We start from the raw sequence: 16,273 nt of genomic DNA, 5'->3' as shown, positions 1-16,273 counted from the left end.
GGCTTGGGGGGCGCCGGCTTGACCGCGACGGGCGGAGTCGGTGCCTTCACCGGTACCGGCACAAGTGCGGGTAACGGTGCGGGTACAGGAGGCGCAACGACGATCGTGCGCGTCTCGAATTTCGCCGCCACCGGCGAAGGATGCGGCCCCGCACCCATCGGCGCCAGCCCGAGCAACGCGAAATGCGCCAGAAGCACCGCAGCCGTCAGCAGTGCCAGCGCGCGCCAGGGCAGGCTGGGCGTGCCGGACAGGGCGGGGGCGGCAGGGCGGAGGCGCATCGAGGGTGGGATCGGAGGCTGCTGCCAAGGTTCAGCTCGGTACACTGCCGCCCGTTCAACCAGTTTAGTGGCACGGCGCGGAGCTTCCCGCACCGACGCCCTCTCGCCCATGAAACTCGCCACCCTCCACGACGGCTCGCGCGACGGCCAGCTGGTCGTCGTCTCGCGCGACCTCGCCCACGCCCACTACGCCACCGGAATCGCCAACCGCCTGCAACAGGCGCTCGACGACTGGGGCTTCATCAGCCCGCAGCTGCAGGACCTGTCGGACCAGCTCAACGCCGGCCGCGCGCGCCACGCCTTCCCTTTCGACCCCGTTCAGTGCATGGCACCGTTGCCGCGCGCCTACCAGTGGGCAGACGGCTCGGCCTACATCAACCACGTGGAGCTGGTGCGCAAGGCCCGCAACGCCGAGGTGCCGCAAAGTTTCTACACCGACCCGCTGATGTACCAAGGCGGCAGTGACGACTTCATCGGCCCCTGCGCCCGCATCGTGGTGCCCAGCGAGGCCTTCGGCATCGACTTCGAAGCCGAGATCGCGGTCATCACCGGCGACGTGAAGATGGGCGCCTCGCCCGAGCAGGCGCTCGACGGCATCCGCCTGCTGATGCTGGCCAACGACGTCAGCCTGCGCAACCTGATTCCGGCCGAGCTGGCCAAGGGCTTCGGCTTCTTCCAGAGCAAGCCCGCCACCGCCTTCAGCCCGGTGGCCGTCACGCCCGACGAGTTGGGCGATGCCTGGCAGGGCGGCCGCGTACACCTCACGCTGCAGAGCACCTGGAACGGCCGCAAGGTCGGCATGTGCGATGCCGGCGAGGAGATGACCTTCCACTTCGGCCAACTCATCGCCCACATCGCCAAGACCCGCAACGTGCGCGCCGGCAGCATCGTGGGCAGCGGCACCGTCAGCAACAAGGGCGTCGAAAAAGACGGCCGCATGGAATGGCCCAAGGGCTACAGCTGCATCGCCGAAAAGCGCTGCATCGAGACGATTCAGGACGGCCAGCCCAGCACCGAGTTCATGAAGTACGGCGACACCATCCGCATCGAAATGAAGGGCAAGGACGGCCAGTCGATCTTCGGGGCGATTGATCAGGAGGTGGTAGGGCCTGGGGCAGGGGGTTGAGTTGCTCGGTCAGCTGCCTGTGGCGGTAGCACCGTATCGGTCGAACTCGTTGCCGTCCCGCGTCAGCAGCCGCACGAGCTTCGGATGCGTGAAGAGCTTCTCCTTGCCCGCCTGGATTTCCATCAACACCCCCGCCCCCGCCAGATCCTTCAAGTAGCGCGATGCGGCCTGCCGTTGTGCGATCTGTTTGTCGACCAGGTTGCCGATGCGGCAATAAGGCTGCTCGAAGATCGTCTCGACCAGCTCACGGCTGTAGATTTTCGGCAGGGTGTCGCGCACGTGTTCGGTGGTGTGCTCGGCGAGCTTGCGGATGGCGGCGATCTTGCGCGTGGTCCATTGCGCGGTTTCCTCCACGGCGCGCAGCATGTAGAGCACCCATTCCTCCCATGCCTGCTCGCTCGTCACCTTCTGCAGCAGGCGGTAGTAGTCCGCCTTGTGGGTGATGATGTAGCGGCTCAGGTACAGCACGGGCAGCGTGAGAAGCTGCTCCTGGATCAGCACGAGGATGTTGATCACCCTGCCGGTTCGTCCGTTGCCGTCGGTGAAGGGGTGAATCGCTTCGAACTGGTAGTGCGCCACCGCCATGCGGATGAGCGGGTCGAGGTCGCGCTCGTCGTGGATGAATCGCTCCCAGTTGGCCAGCAGCTTGCGTAGCAAGGCCTCGCCTTCCGGTGGGGTGTAGATGCTCTCGCCGTTGCGGTCGCTGACGAGTTGCGTTCCGGGCGTGCGGCGAATGTCCATGTCCACCCCTTTGATGGCCGCACAGATGTCGACGGCAGTCGTCGTACAGAGCGGGCGCCGGTCCAGCGAGCGGAACCCCTCATAAAGTGCGCCTCGGTAACGCAAGGCCTCCTTGGTTGCAGGGTCCGCATGGCCGTCATGGCCGTCGGCGTGCCGGAACAACTGGTCGGTCGTGGTGACGATGTTCTCGATTTCGGAACTGTCCTTGGCTTCCAGCAAGGGGATGGTATTGATCAGCACGGTGGCGTTGGGAATCAGCTCTGTGGCCTGCTTGAGTTCGGCCAAGGCGGCGCGTGCGGTGATGCATTGCTTGAGGATCGCCTTGCTTTCGAGGTCTGCAGTCGGGGGGAGCGCAGGAAGTTCGTCGTAGGGGCGATCGGGCCGCCAAGTCGGCGTCTTGGATGTCATGTTCGAAAAATTTGAAATTGACGACACGTTTTCACGATATGTCGTCAGCGGGAACATGTCAAAGAAGTCGTGTCGCTTTTTCAGGATTTTTGCGACACGAGGGCTTTGTCGTGTCGTTGGCAACGACATAAGAGGGATGATGTGTCGTCAACATTCGATTTTTGCGACATGTTCACCTTCCTGCACCCCTCAACAACTCTTTCAAGCTCCCGATCCCCAGCCTCCGAAACGCCCTGTACTGGTGCGTCCGTACCGTCGTCAGCTCCACGCCGAGCTCCCGTGCGGCTTCCTTGGCCGTCCGGCCGGCCAGCAGTTGCCCGATGACTTCCCGCTCCCGCAGGCTGAGCGCGAGCATGCGCGCGCCCAAGGTCGGCTCGGCGGCCTCGCGCACGCCCATCGCGCTGCGGCCGTGGGCCAGTACGGCGTCGGCCAGCAGCGTCGAGTGCGCTTCGAGCTGCTCGAAATCCGTGTCGCCGAATTCAGGCTGGGCCAGGCTGCGGTAGAAGCTCACCGCCGTGCGCTGCCCGGCCGGCGACAGCAGCAGCACCGAGGCGCGTTCGCGGATGCCGACGTCGCCGTAGCAGGCGGCGCGGTAGCTTGGGTCGGTGACCTCGTCGGCGTGCTGATGCCCGAGCCACAGTTGCGGGCGCTGCGGCAGCTTGCGCTTCGCCAGCCAGACCATGTTGGGGTCCATGCGGTCGAATCGCTGGGCGACGTAGCGCTCCGCGGTGCGCTCTGCCGTGCTGCCGTAGCTGCTGGCGGCCGACACGGTCTCGATGCGGCCGTTGGCGCTGACGGCGAACACGGTGCAGAAGGTCACCGGCAGCACGCGGTGCATGGCGCCGAGGCAGCTGGCAGCCAGGTGCGGCGTGCCGATGCCGGCCAGCACACCGCTCACCACAGACGACGGCAAGGGGCGATCGACGGGACGCAGCGGCCAGCGTTTCATGAAGGGATCAGGGTAAACACGTCGTACGAAGTTAGGACAACGGCGACGCCGAGGCATCGGGACAATCCCGTCGCATGAACACCGCCGTCGCTCCTTCCGCGCCAACCGCCCGACCCGGCGACGCCGCAACCGGCCCGCTGCCGCCAACGGCGAGCGGCCTGCCGGCATCGGTCGGCGCCTTCCACTACACCCGCTTCGCGCCGGTGCTGCCCGTGCTCGACAACGGCGCCGAGCCCGGCACACATCCGGTCGTGATCGCCGGCGGCGGCCCGGTCGGCATGGCGCTGGCCCTGGGCCTGGCCAACCATGGCGTGCGCAGCGTCATCCTGGAGGCCGACGACACGGTCTGCGTCGGCAGCCGCGCCGCCTGCATTTCGCGCCGCAGCCTCGAGATCGTCGAGCGCCTGGGCGCGCTGCCGGCCTTCCTGGCCAAGGGCCTGCCCTGGACCGGGGGAACCAGCTTCTACAAGACCGAGGAAGTGTTCCGCTTCGAGATGCCGCACGACGCGATGCAGAAGCTGCCGCCGATGATCAACCTCGAGCAGTACTACATCGAGCAATACCTGCTGGACGAGATCGCCTGCCGCAACGCGGCCGAGCCGGGGCTGATCGACATTCGCTGGGGCACCGAGCTCACCGGCTTCGAGCACAACGGCGATGGCGTGGCGCTGCAGGCGCGCAATGCGCTGGGTTCGTATGCGCTGCGGGCTGGCTGGCTGGTCGGCTGCGACGGCGGCCAGAGCCTCGTGCGCAAGACCCTGGGCCTGAACCTGGAAGGCACGGGCTACGAGGGCCGCTACGTCATCATCGACATCGAACTGCACAGCGAGCACCCGACCGAGCGCCGCGCGTGGTTCGATCCGCCGTGGAACCCGGGCTCCACCGTGCTGATGCACCGCCAGCCCGACGACATCTGGCGCATCGACTACCAGCTGCGTGCGGGCCAGAGCACCGAAGACGCACTGCAGCCCGAGGCAGTCGCCGAATTCGTGCAGCGCCATCTCGACGCCATCGGCGAGGGCCACCTGCAGTGGAAGACGGTCTGGACGTCGGTCTACCGTGCCGGCGCGATGACGCTGTCGAGCTACCGACACGGCCGCGTGCTGTTCGCGGGCAATGCCGCGCATGCGATGCCCATCTTCGGCGTGCGCGGTCTCAATTCCGGCTTCGACGATGCGGACAACCTGGCCTGGAAGCTGGCGCTGGTGGCACGCGGTGTCTCCGATGCATCGCTGCTCGACAGCTATTCGCAGGAGCGCATCGCCGCTTTTCACATCAACGCCGAGAGCGCGATGCGCAGCACCGAATTCATGTCGCCGCCCTCGCGCGGCTTCGATCTGCTGCGCGAGGCGGCGCTGTCGCTGTCGGGCGCGCACCGCGGCATCGCGAACCTGATCAACCCGCGGCAGACGCAGGCCGTGCGCTACGACGACTCCGCGCTCTCCAGCGAGAGCGACGCGCTGCCGGCGGGCCCGAATCTCGGCGAGGCGATGCCCGAGCAGCCGCTGGGCGACGGGCGGCACCTGACCGACTCGATCGGCTCGTGCTTCACGGTGCTGGTGCTCAACATCGAGCGCATCGACGCCGCGCTCGAGGCCGAGATCGCCGCGGCGCAAGCCGGTCCGCTGCAGGCCGTGTCGCGCCACCTGCGGCCTGATGCCCGACATGCCGCTGCCTTCGAGGCCTTGGGTGCCCGGGACGGCGCCGTCTACTTGCTGCGCCCCGACGGCCACGTGGCGGCACGCTGGCACCGGCCGCCACCCGGCGCATTGCCACGGGCGCTGGCGCGCGCATCCGCATCGGCGGCCAAGGAGCACGCATGACCACCCTGAGCCACGAAGCACGCGACCGGCTCTACGCCGAATGCGCCCGCGCCATCAGCGACGCCGGCTCGGAGCGAGAATCGCTGTTCCTCGCGCGACTGGCTTTGCTGCTGTTCGAACAGCTCGGCGACGAAGCACGTTGCCGGGCCGCGCTGGCGGAAGCGCTGCGCGACCTGCCCATGCCCTCGCTGTCCGCAGCGGCGGCCGCGGCTGGTGACGCCGATGACGCCGGTCAAGCCGGCAAGCCCTGATCCTCTCGCAACCCTCGCATCAAGAAACCCGGAGACCTTTGTCATGGACCGCAGAACCTTGCTCACCGCCCTTGCCGCCAGCGCCGCCGCCGGCGTCGCCCCGCTGGTGCGCGCACAGAACTACCCCGAGCAGCTCATCAAGTGGGTGGTGCCCTATCCGGCCGGCGGTGGCACCGACGTGATCGCGCGCACCCTGGCCGAAGCCATGCGCCAGGCGCTGGGCCAGCAGATCGTGATCGACAACCGGCCCGGCGCGTCGACGAACATCGGCGCCGACCTGGTCGCCAAGTCCAAGCCCGACGGCTACACCATCATGTCGGCCGACAACGCGGTGCTGGCCTTCAACGAGTACCTGTTCAGCAAGCTGCCCTTCAACCCCGAGAAGGACTTCAGCTACATCGGCGCGATCGGCAAGTTCCCGCTGGCGCTTGTGGTGCATCCCGACTTCCCCGCCAAGGACTTCAAGGCCTTCCTCGCCTACGTCAAGGCCAACCCGGGCAAGGTCAACTACGCCTCGCCCGGCAACGGCTCGCCGCATCACCTGGCCATGGAGATGTTCAAGAACCGCACCGGCACCTTCATCACCCACATCCCCTATCGCGGCGCGGCGCCGGCCATGGCGGACGTGATGGGCGGCCAGGTGCCCTGCATGTTCCTCGACCTCGCGTCGGGCCTGTCGATCATGCAGGGCCAGAAAGTGCGGGTGCTGGCCATCGGCTCGGGCGCGCGCTCGAAGCTCTTGCCCGACGTGCCCACGCTCGCGGAAGTGGGCGTGCCCAACACCGAGGTGTTCGCCTTCCAGGGCGTGCTCGGCCCGGCCGGCCTGCCCGCGCCGGTGGTGAGCCGCCTCAACACCGAACTCAACAAAGCCTTCAGCGTACCTGCGGTGCAAAAACGCTTCGGCGATTTCGGCATGGAAGCGATGCCCGGCACGCCGCAGCAGTTCGCCGCGCTGTCGCGCGCCGAATCGCGCCGCTGGGGCCCGATCATCAAATCCGCCGGCATCAAACTGGACTGAAGCGGCCGGCTGGGCCGGGGGCGAGCTATTTCTTGAAGGCTTTGCGGGAGCCGTCTTCGAAGACCTCGTCGTCGCGCTCCAGCTTGCCTTCTGCATCCCAGCTGCGCTCGCGCGTCACGCGGCCCTTGTCGTCGTAGCTGGACTCGGCGCGCAGCTTGCCTGCGTCGCCGAAGCGCTGGTGCGTGCCGATCGGGATCTGGCGGAAGCGGCTCACGACCAGGAATTTGCCGAGCGCGGCGCGCTGGCCGGCGTCGTCGAACTCGGTGATCTCGACCGTGCGCGCATCGTTGCCCTCGCCGTACACCGCCTTGCTGCGCGGCTGGCCGTTGAGGTAGTAGCTTTCGTCCGAGATCGGCTCGCCGCTCGTGCCCCAGCGCTGTTCGCGCACCAGCGTGCCCTTTTCGGAGAACTCCTGTTCGCGCTGCTTGACCGACCCGCGTTCGGTGACCAGGTAAGCGATTTCCCGGCGCTTCACGCCCTCGGACGACCAGCGGCGCTCGACGCGCTGGTTGCCGGTGATCTCGTCCTGCTGCGATGGCTTGCCGTTGTCGTAGAGCTCCTCGCTGCGTACCCGCTTGCCGGCCAGGTAGCCCAGGCGCGAGCGCAGGATGCCCTTGGCGTCGTACAGCTGCACCTGGGAGCTGCTGCCGCCGAAGCCGCAGAGCTGTGCGTCGTCGACGACGGGCGCCAGCATGGGCTTGTCACCGCAGCGCAGCGCCGACAGCTGGCCGCGGTCGGTGAACTCGGCATAGGCGCGCTCGCCGGGCTCCGCGTAGAAGGTCACGCGGCGCAGCTGGCCATTGGGGTGGAAGCTGCGCGACAAGCCGGTTTCGTGGCCGTCCTCGTAGCGCGATTCGCGCAGCAGACGGCCGGTGGTCGGGGCGAACTCGCGCGCCAGGCCTTCCATGTTGCCCCGCGCGTTGACGCTGTGCTCCTTCACCAGCTTGCCCTTGTCGTAGTGCCGCACCACGCCCATGAAGACGCCGTTCTGGAGCTGCTGCTCGCGCGCCAGCTCGCCGCTGTCGCGGTCCTTGCAGCGCATCAGCCCGCTCTTGCCGGCGGTCGTGTTGCCGTTGGCGGGATTGACGTGTTGGCCGTTGAGCTCGCAGTCCTGCACGGCCAGGGCTGCGAGGGGCAGCCACGCGAGCAGCGCGGTTGCCAGCACGGTGGCCGGGCGCAGAAGGACGGGCATGGCGGATTCAGGCAAGGTGAAGAAGTTAGAGGGAGCGCAGCAGTGATCGACCATGCAAGTGCCGGGCCTTGTCGAGGTCGCGGCGTACGGTCGAGCCGAGGTGAAATATGCTGCGGACCCCGACAGCATAGCGGCGCGGCCGCGGTCTAGAAACCCCTGGATACATCTGGTGAACCCGCCGCCCATCACGCCCGCCCGCCGTCCGTGGAGTCCGCTGCTGCGCAAGCTTGCCCTGTTGGCCCTTTTCGTGAGCGCCGGCGCGGCCCTGGCCGCTTGTCCGCCGGCAGCCCCTGCGCCGGATCTCTCGCAGTCGGCTTTGGCGGCATCCGTCGACCGGGGCCTGCTGTGGCGCATCGACAAGGACGGCCGCAGTTCCTGGCTCTACGGCACCCTGCACCTGGGCAAGGTCGATTGGGCCTTGCCGGGGCCGCGGGTGCGGCGCGCGCTGCTGGACAGCGACACGCTGGCGATGGAACTAGACCTGCAGGACCCGGCCACCGTCGCCGCCTTCGCTGAGCGCGCCGATCCGGCCCTGAGCGAGCGCCTGCTCACGCCCGAGCGCCGGCGCCGCCTGGCCCGGCAGGCGGCCGAGGCCTGCCTGCCCGAGAGCGCCCTGGCCGGGTTGCGGCCCATCCTGCAGGTCACCACGCTGTCCTTGCTCGCGGCGCGCACCGAGGGGCTGTACGGCGACTTCGGCAGCGAACTCTTCCTGTCCGGCCTGGCGCGTGCCCACAACAAGCGGGTGGTGGCCCTCGAGAGCGCGGCGACCCAATTGAAGATGCTGGCCGGCGATTCCGAGGCGGAGGAAGCCGAGCACGTCGACCAGGCCTTAGACGAACTCGAATCGGGCCGGGCCGTGGTGTTGGCCAGTGAACTCGCGGGCGCCTGGGCGCGCAGCGACTGGAACCGGCTCGGCAGCTACAACCGCTGGTGCGAGTGCGTCCGCACGCCGGCCGAACGGCGCGCGATGCGGCGCCTGCTCGACGAGCGCAATCCCGGCCTGGCCGACGGCATCGCGCGGCTTCATGGCAGCGGGCAGCGCGTGTTCGGCGCGGTCGGCGCGCTGCACATGGTCGGCCCGCGGGGGCTGCCGGCGCTGATGGCCGCGCGCGGCTTCCGCGTCACCGCGGTACTGCCAGCAGCGGCGCCGGCAGTGGCTCGTCCATAATCGCCAACCCATGTCCAGCCTGCGTCACGCCCACCACCTCGGCCGCCTCGTGCTGCTGTGGTTCGTGCTGTCGCTGGGCGCGGCCATCGCGTCGCCGGTGGTGCACCCGCAGGCCCTGGAGCTGGTGTGCTCCACGGCCGGCGCCGTCAAGGTGGTGGTGCAGGGCGAAGACGGCGTGCAGGAGCTCGGCGCCACCCATCTCGACTGCCCGATGTGCCTGCTGACCGGTGCGCCGCCGCCGTCGTCGGTGTCGGCGCTGCCGCATCCGCTGCCGCTGGCCCATGCGGTCCAGCCCATTCCCGCCGCGCGCATCGCCGCGGCCACCGCGGCGCCGCTGCCGGCGCGCGGCCCACCCGCCTCCTGAGCCTGCCGTCGATGTCGTAGCGCCGGGTGCCCGCATTGGGGTGCCTCGCGCGCGATGCCCCTCGTCATGCACCGGCGCCGCACGCGCCGAGGAGCGCAATCCCATGAACAAGAAAACCCTGCTGTCGCTCGCCCTGGGCGCGGCATTTCCTTACCTGGCCGCGCCGGCGCTCGCCCAGGACTCCCCGGCGCCGATCGCGGACCAGGCGCCCGAGCGCATCAAGTCGCTGGGCGTCGTGACCGTCACCGGCGGCCAGCCGACCTCGCTGCCGACGCAGATCCCGACCACCATCGAAGGCGTGACGCGCGAAGAGATCGAGACCCGCATCAACGCCACCGACAGCGAGGATGCGCTCAAGTACCTGCCCAGCCTGCTGGTGCGCAAGCGCTACATCGGCGACTACAACCACGCGATCCTGTCCACCCGCGCCTCGGGGACCGGCAACAGCGCGCGCTCGGCGGTGTATGCGGACGGCATCCTGCTGTCGAACTACTTGGGCAACGGCATCGCGAACGGCACCAACTACGCGCCGCGCTGGGGGCTGGTCACGCCCGAGGAAATCGAGCGCGTCGATGTGATGTACGGCCCCTTTTCCGCGGCCTACCCCGGCAATTCGGCCGGCGCGGTGGTCGACTACGTGACGCGCATGCCGACGAAGCTCGAGGCGCACGTCAAGGCCGGCTACTTCTCGCAGCCCTTCGAGCTCTACAACACGCGCCAGACCTTCGATGGCTGGCAGACCAGCGCCTCGCTCGGCAGCAAGAGCGGCGACTGGTCGTGGTGGATCGACGTGAACCGCACCGACAGCCGGGGCCAGCCGCTGACCTTCGCCACCGCCACGGTCGCCTCGGGCACGCCCGGGTCCGGCGGCGTGCCGGTAGCCGGCTTCGTGCCGGGGCTCAACACCACCAACACGCCCTGGTACATCCTGGGCACGGGCACGGCCTATCGCACGGTGCAGGACCACGCCAAGCTCAAGCTGGCCTACGACTTCTCGCCCACCCTGCGCGCGACCTACACCCTGGGCTGGTGGCAGAACAGTTCGGAGGGCCGTTCTCAAAGCTACCTCGCCAACGCCGCCGGGCAGCCGGTCTTCAGCGGGCCGGTCAGCATCGGCGGGCGCAGCTACACGGTCGCGCCCACGGCCTTCCCGCTGACCAACGACAGCCAGACGCACACCATGCACGGCCTCTCGGTCAAGAGCAACACCCAGGGCGTGTTCGACTGGGAGCTGGCCGCGAGCCTCTACGACTACGGCAAGGACGAGCAGCGCATGCCCACGATGGCGCTGCCGCTGGCCGCCATCGGCGGCGCCGGCACGCTGCAGAACCAGGACGGCACGGGCTGGAACACGCTGGCCGCCAAGGGCACCTGGCGCCCGCAGGGCGCGGGCGGCGCGCACATCGTCGACTTCGGCATCGGCCGTGATGCCTACAAGCTCGCCATCGCCAAGAACAACGTGCTGGGCAGCTGGCTCGACGGCCCCGCGCTGCCGGCCTCGCTGGTCAGCGACGTGGGCGGGCGCACGCAAACGCTGAGCGCCTGGGTACAGGACAGCTGGGCCTTCGCACCGCAGTGGAAGGCCGTGCTCGGCCTGCGCTACGAAGACTGGAAGGCCAGCGAAGGGTTCACCGCCACCGCCAGCAGCCGGCAGGCCTACGCCGCGCGCAGCGAATCCGACGTGTCGCCCAAGGCCGCGCTGGCCTGGCAGGTGGCGCAGGACACAGTGCTCAAGGCCTCGCTGGGCCGCGCGGTGCGATTCCCGACGGTGGGCGAGTTGTACGGCGCGACCGCCGGCGGCGCGCTGTCCTTCATCAACGACCCGAACCTGAAGCCCGAGAAATCGTGGACCGGCGAGCTCACGGCCGAAAAGGACGTGGGTCACGGGCTCGCGCGCGCCACGCTGTTCCACGAAACGACGAAGGATGCGCTGTACAGCCAGCTGATTCCGAACTCGACGGTCTCGCGCGTACAGAACGTGGACAAGGTGCGAACGACCGGCCTGGAGCTGGCCTACACCGGGCAGGACGTGTTCGCCAAGGGCTTGGACCTCGGTGCGAGCCTGACCTATGCCGATTCCAAGATCGTGGCCAATGCCGCCTTCCCGGCCAGCGTGGGCAAGTGGCAGCCGCGCGTGCCGCGCTGGCGCTCCACCGTGTATGCGAGCTACAAGCCCGATGCACGCTGGGCCCTCACCATCGCCGCGCGCTACAGCGGGCGGCAGTATTCGAACCTGGACAACAGCGACGTCAACGCCAATGCGTACTTCGGCGCCAGCCGGTACTTCACGGTCGACCTGCGCGTGCGCTACCAGATCGACAAGCGCTGGTCGGCCGCCTTCGGCATCGACAACGCCAACAACGACAAGTACTGGAATTTCCACCCGTATCCGCAACGCACCTACACCGCCGAACTGCGTTTCGACCTTTGATCCACACTGCACCCGAAGGAACCCCGACATGAAGAACCTGCCGATCTCCCGCCGCATCGCGGCTGTCCTCTTGCTGGCCGCTGCCGGCGGCGCCCTGGCGCAGGCGCCCGGCGCTGCACCCGTCGATGTACGCGATGCGTGGGTTCGCGCCACGGTGCCCGGCCAGAGCGGCACCGGCGCCTTCATGAAGCTCACGGCACCGGCAGGCGCACGCCTGGTCGGCGTCTCCACGCCGGCAGCCGGCGTCGCCGAGGTCCACGAGATGAAGATGGAAGGCGACACCATGCGCATGCGTGCGCTCGACCGCGGCCTCGAGCTGCCGGCGCGCCAGACCGTCGAGCTGAAGCCCGGCGGTTATCACCTGATGCTCATGGACCTGAAGCAGCCCCTGGCCAACGGCGCCAGCGTGCCGCTGACGCTGAAATTCGAGGACGGAAAGGGCCAGAAAAGTTCGCTCGACCTCCAGCTGCCGGTGCGCACCGCGGCCGGTGCGGCAAATGAGGGAGCGCACAAGGAAGGGATGCGCAAGGACGGGATGCACAAGCACTGAGCCTTCGAGCGGGAGGTTTCAAGTGCGCGCGCTTGGGGTAAGCTGGCCGCACAACAACTCTCCCCGAGGAGCCCCTCATGAGCGACGCCAAGCCTTTCGCCTTCAGCCAGTTCGTTCCGGGCTTCGACTTCCTGCAGAAGCTGGCGAGCGGGGCGGCGGGCGGCAGCAGTGCCGTGCCCGGCCTGCCCAGCCTGTCGAGCTGGGTGGCGCCGACGATGAGCGTCGAAGAGGTCGACAAGCGCATCCAGGAACTCAAGACGGTGCAGTACTGGCTCGAGCAGAACGGCCATGCGCTCAAGGCCACCATCCAGGCCCTCGAAGTGCAGAAGATGACGCTGTCGACCCTGCGCGGCATGAACGTGCGCATGGAAGACCTGGCGAACGCGTTCACCCGCACGGCCTCGCCGCCGCCCGCAGCGGCGCCCGCGCCCCGAGCGCCGGAACCCGAGCCTGAGCCCGAGCCTGAGCCCGCGGACGAGTCCGAAGAAGAGTTCGACGACGAGCCCGAAGACGCGGCAGAGCCCGAGGAGGCTGCCGAAGCACCGCCCGCGGCGGCACCGAAGCGTGGCGCCAAGGCCAAGGCGGCCGCCGGCTCGGCCGAGCCGGGTTCCGCGGCCGGCGTGGTCGATCCGCTGCAATGGTGGGGCGCCCTGACCCAGCAGTTCCAGCAGATCGCCAGTTCGGCACTGCAGGACGCCTCGCAACTCAAGATGCCCGCCGTGGCGCAGCCGTTGGCCGATGCGGTGGGCCAGGCGATGGGCGCGGCTGCGGGCAAGACGGCGTCCAAGGCCGGCCCGGCTGCGAAGAAGGCCGCGGCCAAGAGCGCGCCTGCCAAAAAGGCGCCTGCCCGGAAGACGGCGGCACGCAAGCGCACGCGCTGAGTTTCCCGTTCCAAGCCCAGGAGTCAGAGCCATGAAGCTGTTCCCGACGGGGCACGCCACCCATCCCCAGTGGCGCATGGCAGCCGGGCTGGTGCTGGCGCAATTGCGGGCGCAGCTGGCCCTGCCGGACTACGCGCATGCGCCGACCCTGGGCCTGCTCTACATCACGGACCACTACGCCGCCGAGGCACAGGACATCCTCGAACACATGGGCGCCGAGCTGCCGGAGATCACCGATTGGTCCGGCACCGTCGGCATCGGCGTGGCGGCCAACAATGCCGAGTATTTCGACGAGCCCGCGCTGAGCGTCATGCTGTGCCAGCTGCCGAGCGACCAGTACCGGGTGTTCTCCGGCGTTGCACCGCTGGCCGGCGCCGAGATGAGCGGCTTCTCGGCCCACACGGCGCTCGTGCATGCCGATCCCGGCACGCCCGATCTGGCCGAGCTGGTGGGCGAAATGGCCGGACGCACCGACACGGGCTACCTGTTCGGCGGCCTGTCGTCCGGCCGGGCCGGCTCGCTGCAGTTCGCCATCGGCGGCAACGGCAACATCCGCGGGCACGGCGCCGCCAGCGGCGTGTTCTCGGGTGGCTTGTCAGGCGTGGCGTTCGGCGAAGGCGTGCGCTTGGTGTCGCGCGTGACGCAAGGCTGCCAGCCCGTGTCGCGCGAACGCGTGGTCACCAAGGCCGAAGCCAACGTGCTGCTCGAGCTGGACGACGAGCCCGCGCTCGAAGTGCTGCTGGCGGAACTGGGCGTTTCGCTGTCCGAGCCGCAGCAGGCCATCGACGCGGTGCGCGCCACGCTGGTCGGTCTGGTCGATGCGGGCAGCGACGTCATCCGGCGCACCGGCGACCTGGGCGGCGACGTGCTGGTGCGGCACATCATCGGGCTGGACCCCACGCGCCGCGGCATCGCCATCGCGGACCAGGTCGAGGCCGGCATGCGCGTGAGCTTCGTGCGCCGCAACGCGCAGGCCGCGCGCGCCGACCTGATGCGCATCTGCGCCGAGATCCGCGAGGAACTCGAGCCCGAAGAGCAGACGCTGGCCACCGCGCGCGCCGTCGCGGCCGGCGAAGCAGAGGCGGCGCCGCACCCGGCACGCCGCATCGCCGGCGCGGTGTACGTGAGCTGCGCGGGCCGCGGCGGGCCGCATTTCGGCGCGCCCAACGCGGAGCTGCAGATCGTCCGGCACGCGCTGGGCGACGTGCCGCTGGTCGGCTTCTTCGCCGGCGGCGAAATCGCGCGGCATCACCTGTACGGCTACACGGGCGTGCTGACGGTGTTCGCGGCGAACGACTGAGGTGCTTGCCTCAGGCCGCCGTTCCGCTCAAGAAGCGCTCCGCCAATAGCACCCAGTAGGCCGCACCGATCGCGACGTTGGCGTCGTGGAAGTCGTAGCCGGGGTTGTGCACCATGCAGGCCCCGTGGCCGTCGCCCTCGCCAGCGCCGTTGCCGATCAGCAGGTAGCTGCCGGGCACGCGCTCGAGCATGAAGGCGAAGTCCTCGCTGCCCGACAAGGCCGGGCCCTGCAGCGTGACGCGCTCGGCGCCCAGCAGCTCCAGTGCCACCTCGCGGGCGAAATCGGTCTCGGCCGGCGTGTTGACGAGCACCGCGTAACCGGGCCGCCAGTCGGTGTGCGCCTGCACGTCGAAGCTCTGGGCCTGCGCCGCGATCACCGCCTTGACGCGTTCCTCCAGGCGCTTGCGCACGTCGCGGTCGAGCGAGCGCACGCTGATCTCCAGCGTCGCGGTCTGCGGGATCACGTTGTTGGCCTTGCCGGCATGGATGGCGCCGACCGTCACGACCGCCATCTGCAGCGGGTCGATGTTGCGCGAGACCACGGTCTGCAGCGCCATCACGATGCTCGACGCGGCCACGATCGGGTCGGCCGTGCGATGGGGCAAGGCGCCGTGGCCGCCGATGCCGGTCAGCGTGACGGTGGCGTAGTCCGACGACGCCATCGCCGGGCCGTCCCGCAGGTAGAGCCGCCCTTGCGGCATGCCGGGCATGTTGTGCATCGCGAAGATGGCGTCGCAGGGGTACTTGTCGAACAGGCCGTCGTCCATCATCCGCACCGCGCCGCCGCCGCCTTCTTCGGCCGGCTGGAAGATCAGGTTGAGCGTGCCCTCGAAGCGCCCGCGGGTGGCCAGGTGCTCGGCGGCCGCCAGCAGCATGGCCGTGTGGCCATCGTGGCCGCAGGCATGCATGACGCCGGCGTGGCGGCTGGCGTAGGGGAGGCCGGTGGCTTCGTCGATCGGCAGGGCGTCCATGTCGGCGCGCAGGCCAAGGCGGCGCTGGCCGTTGCCGCGCACCAGGCGTCCCACCAGGCCGGTGCCGCCGAGGCCGCGCTCGACCTCGTAGCCCCAGGCTTCCAGCCGCTGGGCGACCAGCGCGGACGTGCGGTGCTCGTCGAAGCCCAGTTCCGGGTGCTGGTGGATGTCGCGCCGCAACGCGATGAAGGTGTCGGCCTGCGCGTGCAGTTGGTCCAGGAGGGCGGTCATGGCATCACCTTACTGCGGTTGGAGGTTGATGGACTTGGCAATAGCCCGGTAGCGGGCGGTCTCGGACTCGTAGAACTTCGCCGCTTCGGCCAGCGTCATCGGCGCCGAGGCCACCTGCGTCTGGGCCGCGAGCTGCGTGCGCACGCCCGGGTCCTGAAGCGTGGCGCCGATGGCCTTGTGCAGGCGCAGCACCACGTCTTCGGGCGTGTTCTTGGGCACCATGAAGCCGCTCCAGGTCTTGTAGGCGAAGTCCTTGAGCTCCTTGCCTTCGCTCACCGTGGGCACGTTCTTCAGCAGCTCGGAGCGCTGGGCGCCCAACTGCCCGATGACCTTGAGGCGGCCCTGGTCGGCCAGCGCGCCCATGGCGGCGCTGTAGACCAGCACGGCGAAGTCGACCTGGCCGCCGCCCAGGTCCTGCAGCAGCGGCGCATTGCCCTTGTAGGGCGCATGCATGAGCTTGATGTTCGCCTGCTGCTGCACCTTCTCGAGCAGCAGGTGGTAGAGCGAGCCGATGCCGACGCTGCCGTAGCTCAGCGGCTGGTCGGGCGACTTGCGTGCCAGCGCGATCAGCTCGTCGACGTTGTTGGCCGGC

The 16,273-nt window shown here is 69.0% G+C and carries 15 protein-coding genes and 1 pseudogene; 10 read left to right on the top strand and 6 right to left on the bottom strand.

What is annotated here, in order from left to right:
• Positions 1-278, bottom strand: a pseudogene (locus B0W80_RS36065) (DUF3108 domain-containing protein); the annotation flags it as partial.
• Between the two features lie 109 nt (positions 279-387).
• Between B0W80_RS36065 and B0W80_RS31580 the strand changes: the two are divergent.
• The gene (locus B0W80_RS31580) at positions 388-1,404 is read left to right on the top strand and encodes a fumarylacetoacetate hydrolase family protein (protein WP_077003107.1); all 1,017 of its coding nucleotides are present in this window, start codon (positions 388-390) and stop codon (positions 1,402-1,404) included.
• A 9-nt stretch (positions 1,405-1,413) separates the two neighbouring features.
• Here B0W80_RS31580 and fic read toward each other — a convergent pair whose 3' ends face one another.
• Together fic and B0W80_RS31570 are read right to left on the bottom strand one after the other, a co-directional pair.
• Positions 1,414-2,553: a protein adenylyltransferase Fic gene (fic, locus tag B0W80_RS31575; RefSeq protein WP_077003106.1), complete on the bottom strand. Its 1,140-nt coding sequence runs from the start codon at positions 2,551-2,553 to the stop codon at positions 1,414-1,416.
• A 172-nt stretch (positions 2,554-2,725) separates the two neighbouring features.
• Positions 2,726-3,502, bottom strand: a complete 777-nt coding sequence (locus tag B0W80_RS31570) for a LuxR C-terminal-related transcriptional regulator (RefSeq protein WP_077003105.1) — start codon at positions 3,500-3,502, stop codon at positions 2,726-2,728.
• Positions 3,503-3,576: 74 nt separating this feature from the next.
• Here B0W80_RS31570 and B0W80_RS31565 point away from each other — a divergent pair, with 74 nt between their 5' ends.
• From B0W80_RS31565 to B0W80_RS31555, 3 genes are read left to right on the top strand one after another with little or no spacing between them, the layout of a single operon-like run.
• On the top strand, positions 3,577-5,325 hold the full coding sequence (locus tag B0W80_RS31565) for an FAD-dependent monooxygenase (protein WP_077003104.1): 1,749 nt from the start codon (positions 3,577-3,579) through the stop codon (positions 5,323-5,325).
• A complete protein-coding gene (locus B0W80_RS31560; RefSeq protein WP_077003103.1) occupies positions 5,322-5,576 on the top strand; it encodes a hypothetical protein in 255 nt (84 codons plus the stop codon). The genes B0W80_RS31565 and B0W80_RS31560 overlap by 4 nt, the downstream gene beginning before the upstream one ends.
• Positions 5,577-5,619: 43 nt before the next feature.
• A complete protein-coding gene (locus tag B0W80_RS31555) occupies positions 5,620-6,594 on the top strand; it encodes a tripartite tricarboxylate transporter substrate binding protein (protein ID WP_077003102.1) in 975 nt (324 codons plus the stop codon).
• Positions 6,595-6,619: 25 nt separating this feature from the next.
• Here B0W80_RS31555 and B0W80_RS31550 read toward each other — a convergent pair whose 3' ends face one another.
• Positions 6,620-7,786 carry a toxin-antitoxin system YwqK family antitoxin gene (locus tag B0W80_RS31550; RefSeq protein ID WP_077003101.1) on the bottom strand — a complete coding sequence of 389 codons (1,167 nt, stop codon included), beginning with the start codon at positions 7,784-7,786 and terminating at the stop codon, positions 6,620-6,622.
• Between the two features lie 169 nt (positions 7,787-7,955).
• Here B0W80_RS31550 and B0W80_RS31545 point away from each other — a divergent pair, with 169 nt between their 5' ends.
• The 6 genes from B0W80_RS31545 (at position 7,956) to B0W80_RS31520 (ending at position 14,480) form a co-directional block, all read left to right on the top strand.
• The gene (locus B0W80_RS31545) at positions 7,956-8,954 is read left to right on the top strand and encodes a TraB/GumN family protein (RefSeq protein ID WP_256856742.1); all 999 of its coding nucleotides are present in this window, start codon (positions 7,956-7,958) and stop codon (positions 8,952-8,954) included.
• A gap of 10 nt (positions 8,955-8,964) precedes the next feature.
• Entirely contained in the window at positions 8,965-9,318 is a 354-nt protein-coding gene (locus B0W80_RS31540) for a DUF2946 family protein (RefSeq protein ID WP_077003100.1), read from the top strand.
• A 103-nt stretch (positions 9,319-9,421) separates the two neighbouring features.
• Complete coding sequence (locus tag B0W80_RS31535) at positions 9,422-11,749, top strand: TonB-dependent receptor (protein WP_077003099.1); 2,328 nt, start codon at positions 9,422-9,424, stop codon at positions 11,747-11,749.
• Positions 11,750-11,777: 28 nt separating this feature from the next.
• Entirely contained in the window at positions 11,778-12,299 is a 522-nt protein-coding gene (locus B0W80_RS31530) for a copper chaperone PCu(A)C (RefSeq protein WP_083745761.1), read from the top strand.
• 77 nt (positions 12,300-12,376) lie between these two features.
• Positions 12,377-13,180 carry a PhaM family polyhydroxyalkanoate granule multifunctional regulatory protein gene (locus B0W80_RS31525; RefSeq protein WP_077003098.1) on the top strand — a complete coding sequence of 268 codons (804 nt, stop codon included), beginning with the start codon at positions 12,377-12,379 and terminating at the stop codon, positions 13,178-13,180.
• Between the two features lie 31 nt (positions 13,181-13,211).
• Entirely contained in the window at positions 13,212-14,480 is a 1,269-nt protein-coding gene (locus B0W80_RS31520) for an FIST C-terminal domain-containing protein (RefSeq protein ID WP_077003097.1), read from the top strand.
• A gap of 10 nt (positions 14,481-14,490) precedes the next feature.
• On the opposite strand, the gene B0W80_RS31515 is transcribed toward B0W80_RS31520, so the two are convergent.
• Positions 14,491-15,681 carry a M20 aminoacylase family protein gene (locus B0W80_RS31515; RefSeq protein WP_077003096.1) on the bottom strand — a complete coding sequence of 397 codons (1,191 nt, stop codon included), beginning with the start codon at positions 15,679-15,681 and terminating at the stop codon, positions 14,491-14,493.
• A 9-nt stretch (positions 15,682-15,690) separates the two neighbouring features.
• The coding region (locus tag B0W80_RS31510; RefSeq protein WP_143684862.1) for a tripartite tricarboxylate transporter substrate binding protein at positions 15,691-16,273 on the bottom strand (583 nt) is incomplete at its 5' end.

The organism is Variovorax sp. KK3, from assembly GCF_001984055.1.
Taxonomy (GTDB): domain Bacteria; phylum Pseudomonadota; class Gammaproteobacteria; order Burkholderiales; family Burkholderiaceae_C; genus Variovorax.
The sequence above is the reverse complement of the archived record's forward strand: the minus strand, read 5'-3'. Positions and strand labels throughout refer to the sequence as shown.

Excerpts from the sequence above, each read along its gene's own strand:
- B0W80_RS31515 (WP_077003096.1), bottom strand. The coding sequence starts at position 15,681 with ATGACCGCCCTCCTGGACCAACTGCACGCGCAGGCCGACACCTTCATC.
- B0W80_RS31540 (WP_077003100.1), top strand. The coding sequence starts at position 8,965 with ATGTCCAGCCTGCGTCACGCCCACCACCTCGGCCGCCTCGTGCTGCTG.
- fic (WP_077003106.1), bottom strand. The coding sequence starts at position 2,553 with ATGACATCCAAGACGCCGACTTGGCGGCCCGATCGCCCCTACGACGAA.
- B0W80_RS31560 (WP_077003103.1), top strand. The coding sequence starts at position 5,322 with ATGACCACCCTGAGCCACGAAGCACGCGACCGGCTCTACGCCGAATGC.
- B0W80_RS31550 (WP_077003101.1), bottom strand. The coding sequence starts at position 7,786 with ATGCCCGTCCTTCTGCGCCCGGCCACCGTGCTGGCAACCGCGCTGCTC.
- B0W80_RS31530 (WP_083745761.1), top strand. The coding sequence starts at position 11,778 with ATGAAGAACCTGCCGATCTCCCGCCGCATCGCGGCTGTCCTCTTGCTG.
- B0W80_RS31535 (WP_077003099.1), top strand. The coding sequence starts at position 9,422 with ATGAACAAGAAAACCCTGCTGTCGCTCGCCCTGGGCGCGGCATTTCCT.
- B0W80_RS31580 (WP_077003107.1), top strand. The coding sequence starts at position 388 with ATGAAACTCGCCACCCTCCACGACGGCTCGCGCGACGGCCAGCTGGTC.
- B0W80_RS31555 (WP_077003102.1), top strand. The coding sequence starts at position 5,620 with ATGGACCGCAGAACCTTGCTCACCGCCCTTGCCGCCAGCGCCGCCGCC.
- B0W80_RS31570 (WP_077003105.1), bottom strand. The coding sequence starts at position 3,502 with ATGAAACGCTGGCCGCTGCGTCCCGTCGATCGCCCCTTGCCGTCGTCT.
- B0W80_RS31520 (WP_077003097.1), top strand. The coding sequence starts at position 13,212 with ATGAAGCTGTTCCCGACGGGGCACGCCACCCATCCCCAGTGGCGCATG.
- B0W80_RS31525 (WP_077003098.1), top strand. The coding sequence starts at position 12,377 with ATGAGCGACGCCAAGCCTTTCGCCTTCAGCCAGTTCGTTCCGGGCTTC.
- B0W80_RS31565 (WP_077003104.1), top strand. The coding sequence starts at position 3,577 with ATGAACACCGCCGTCGCTCCTTCCGCGCCAACCGCCCGACCCGGCGAC.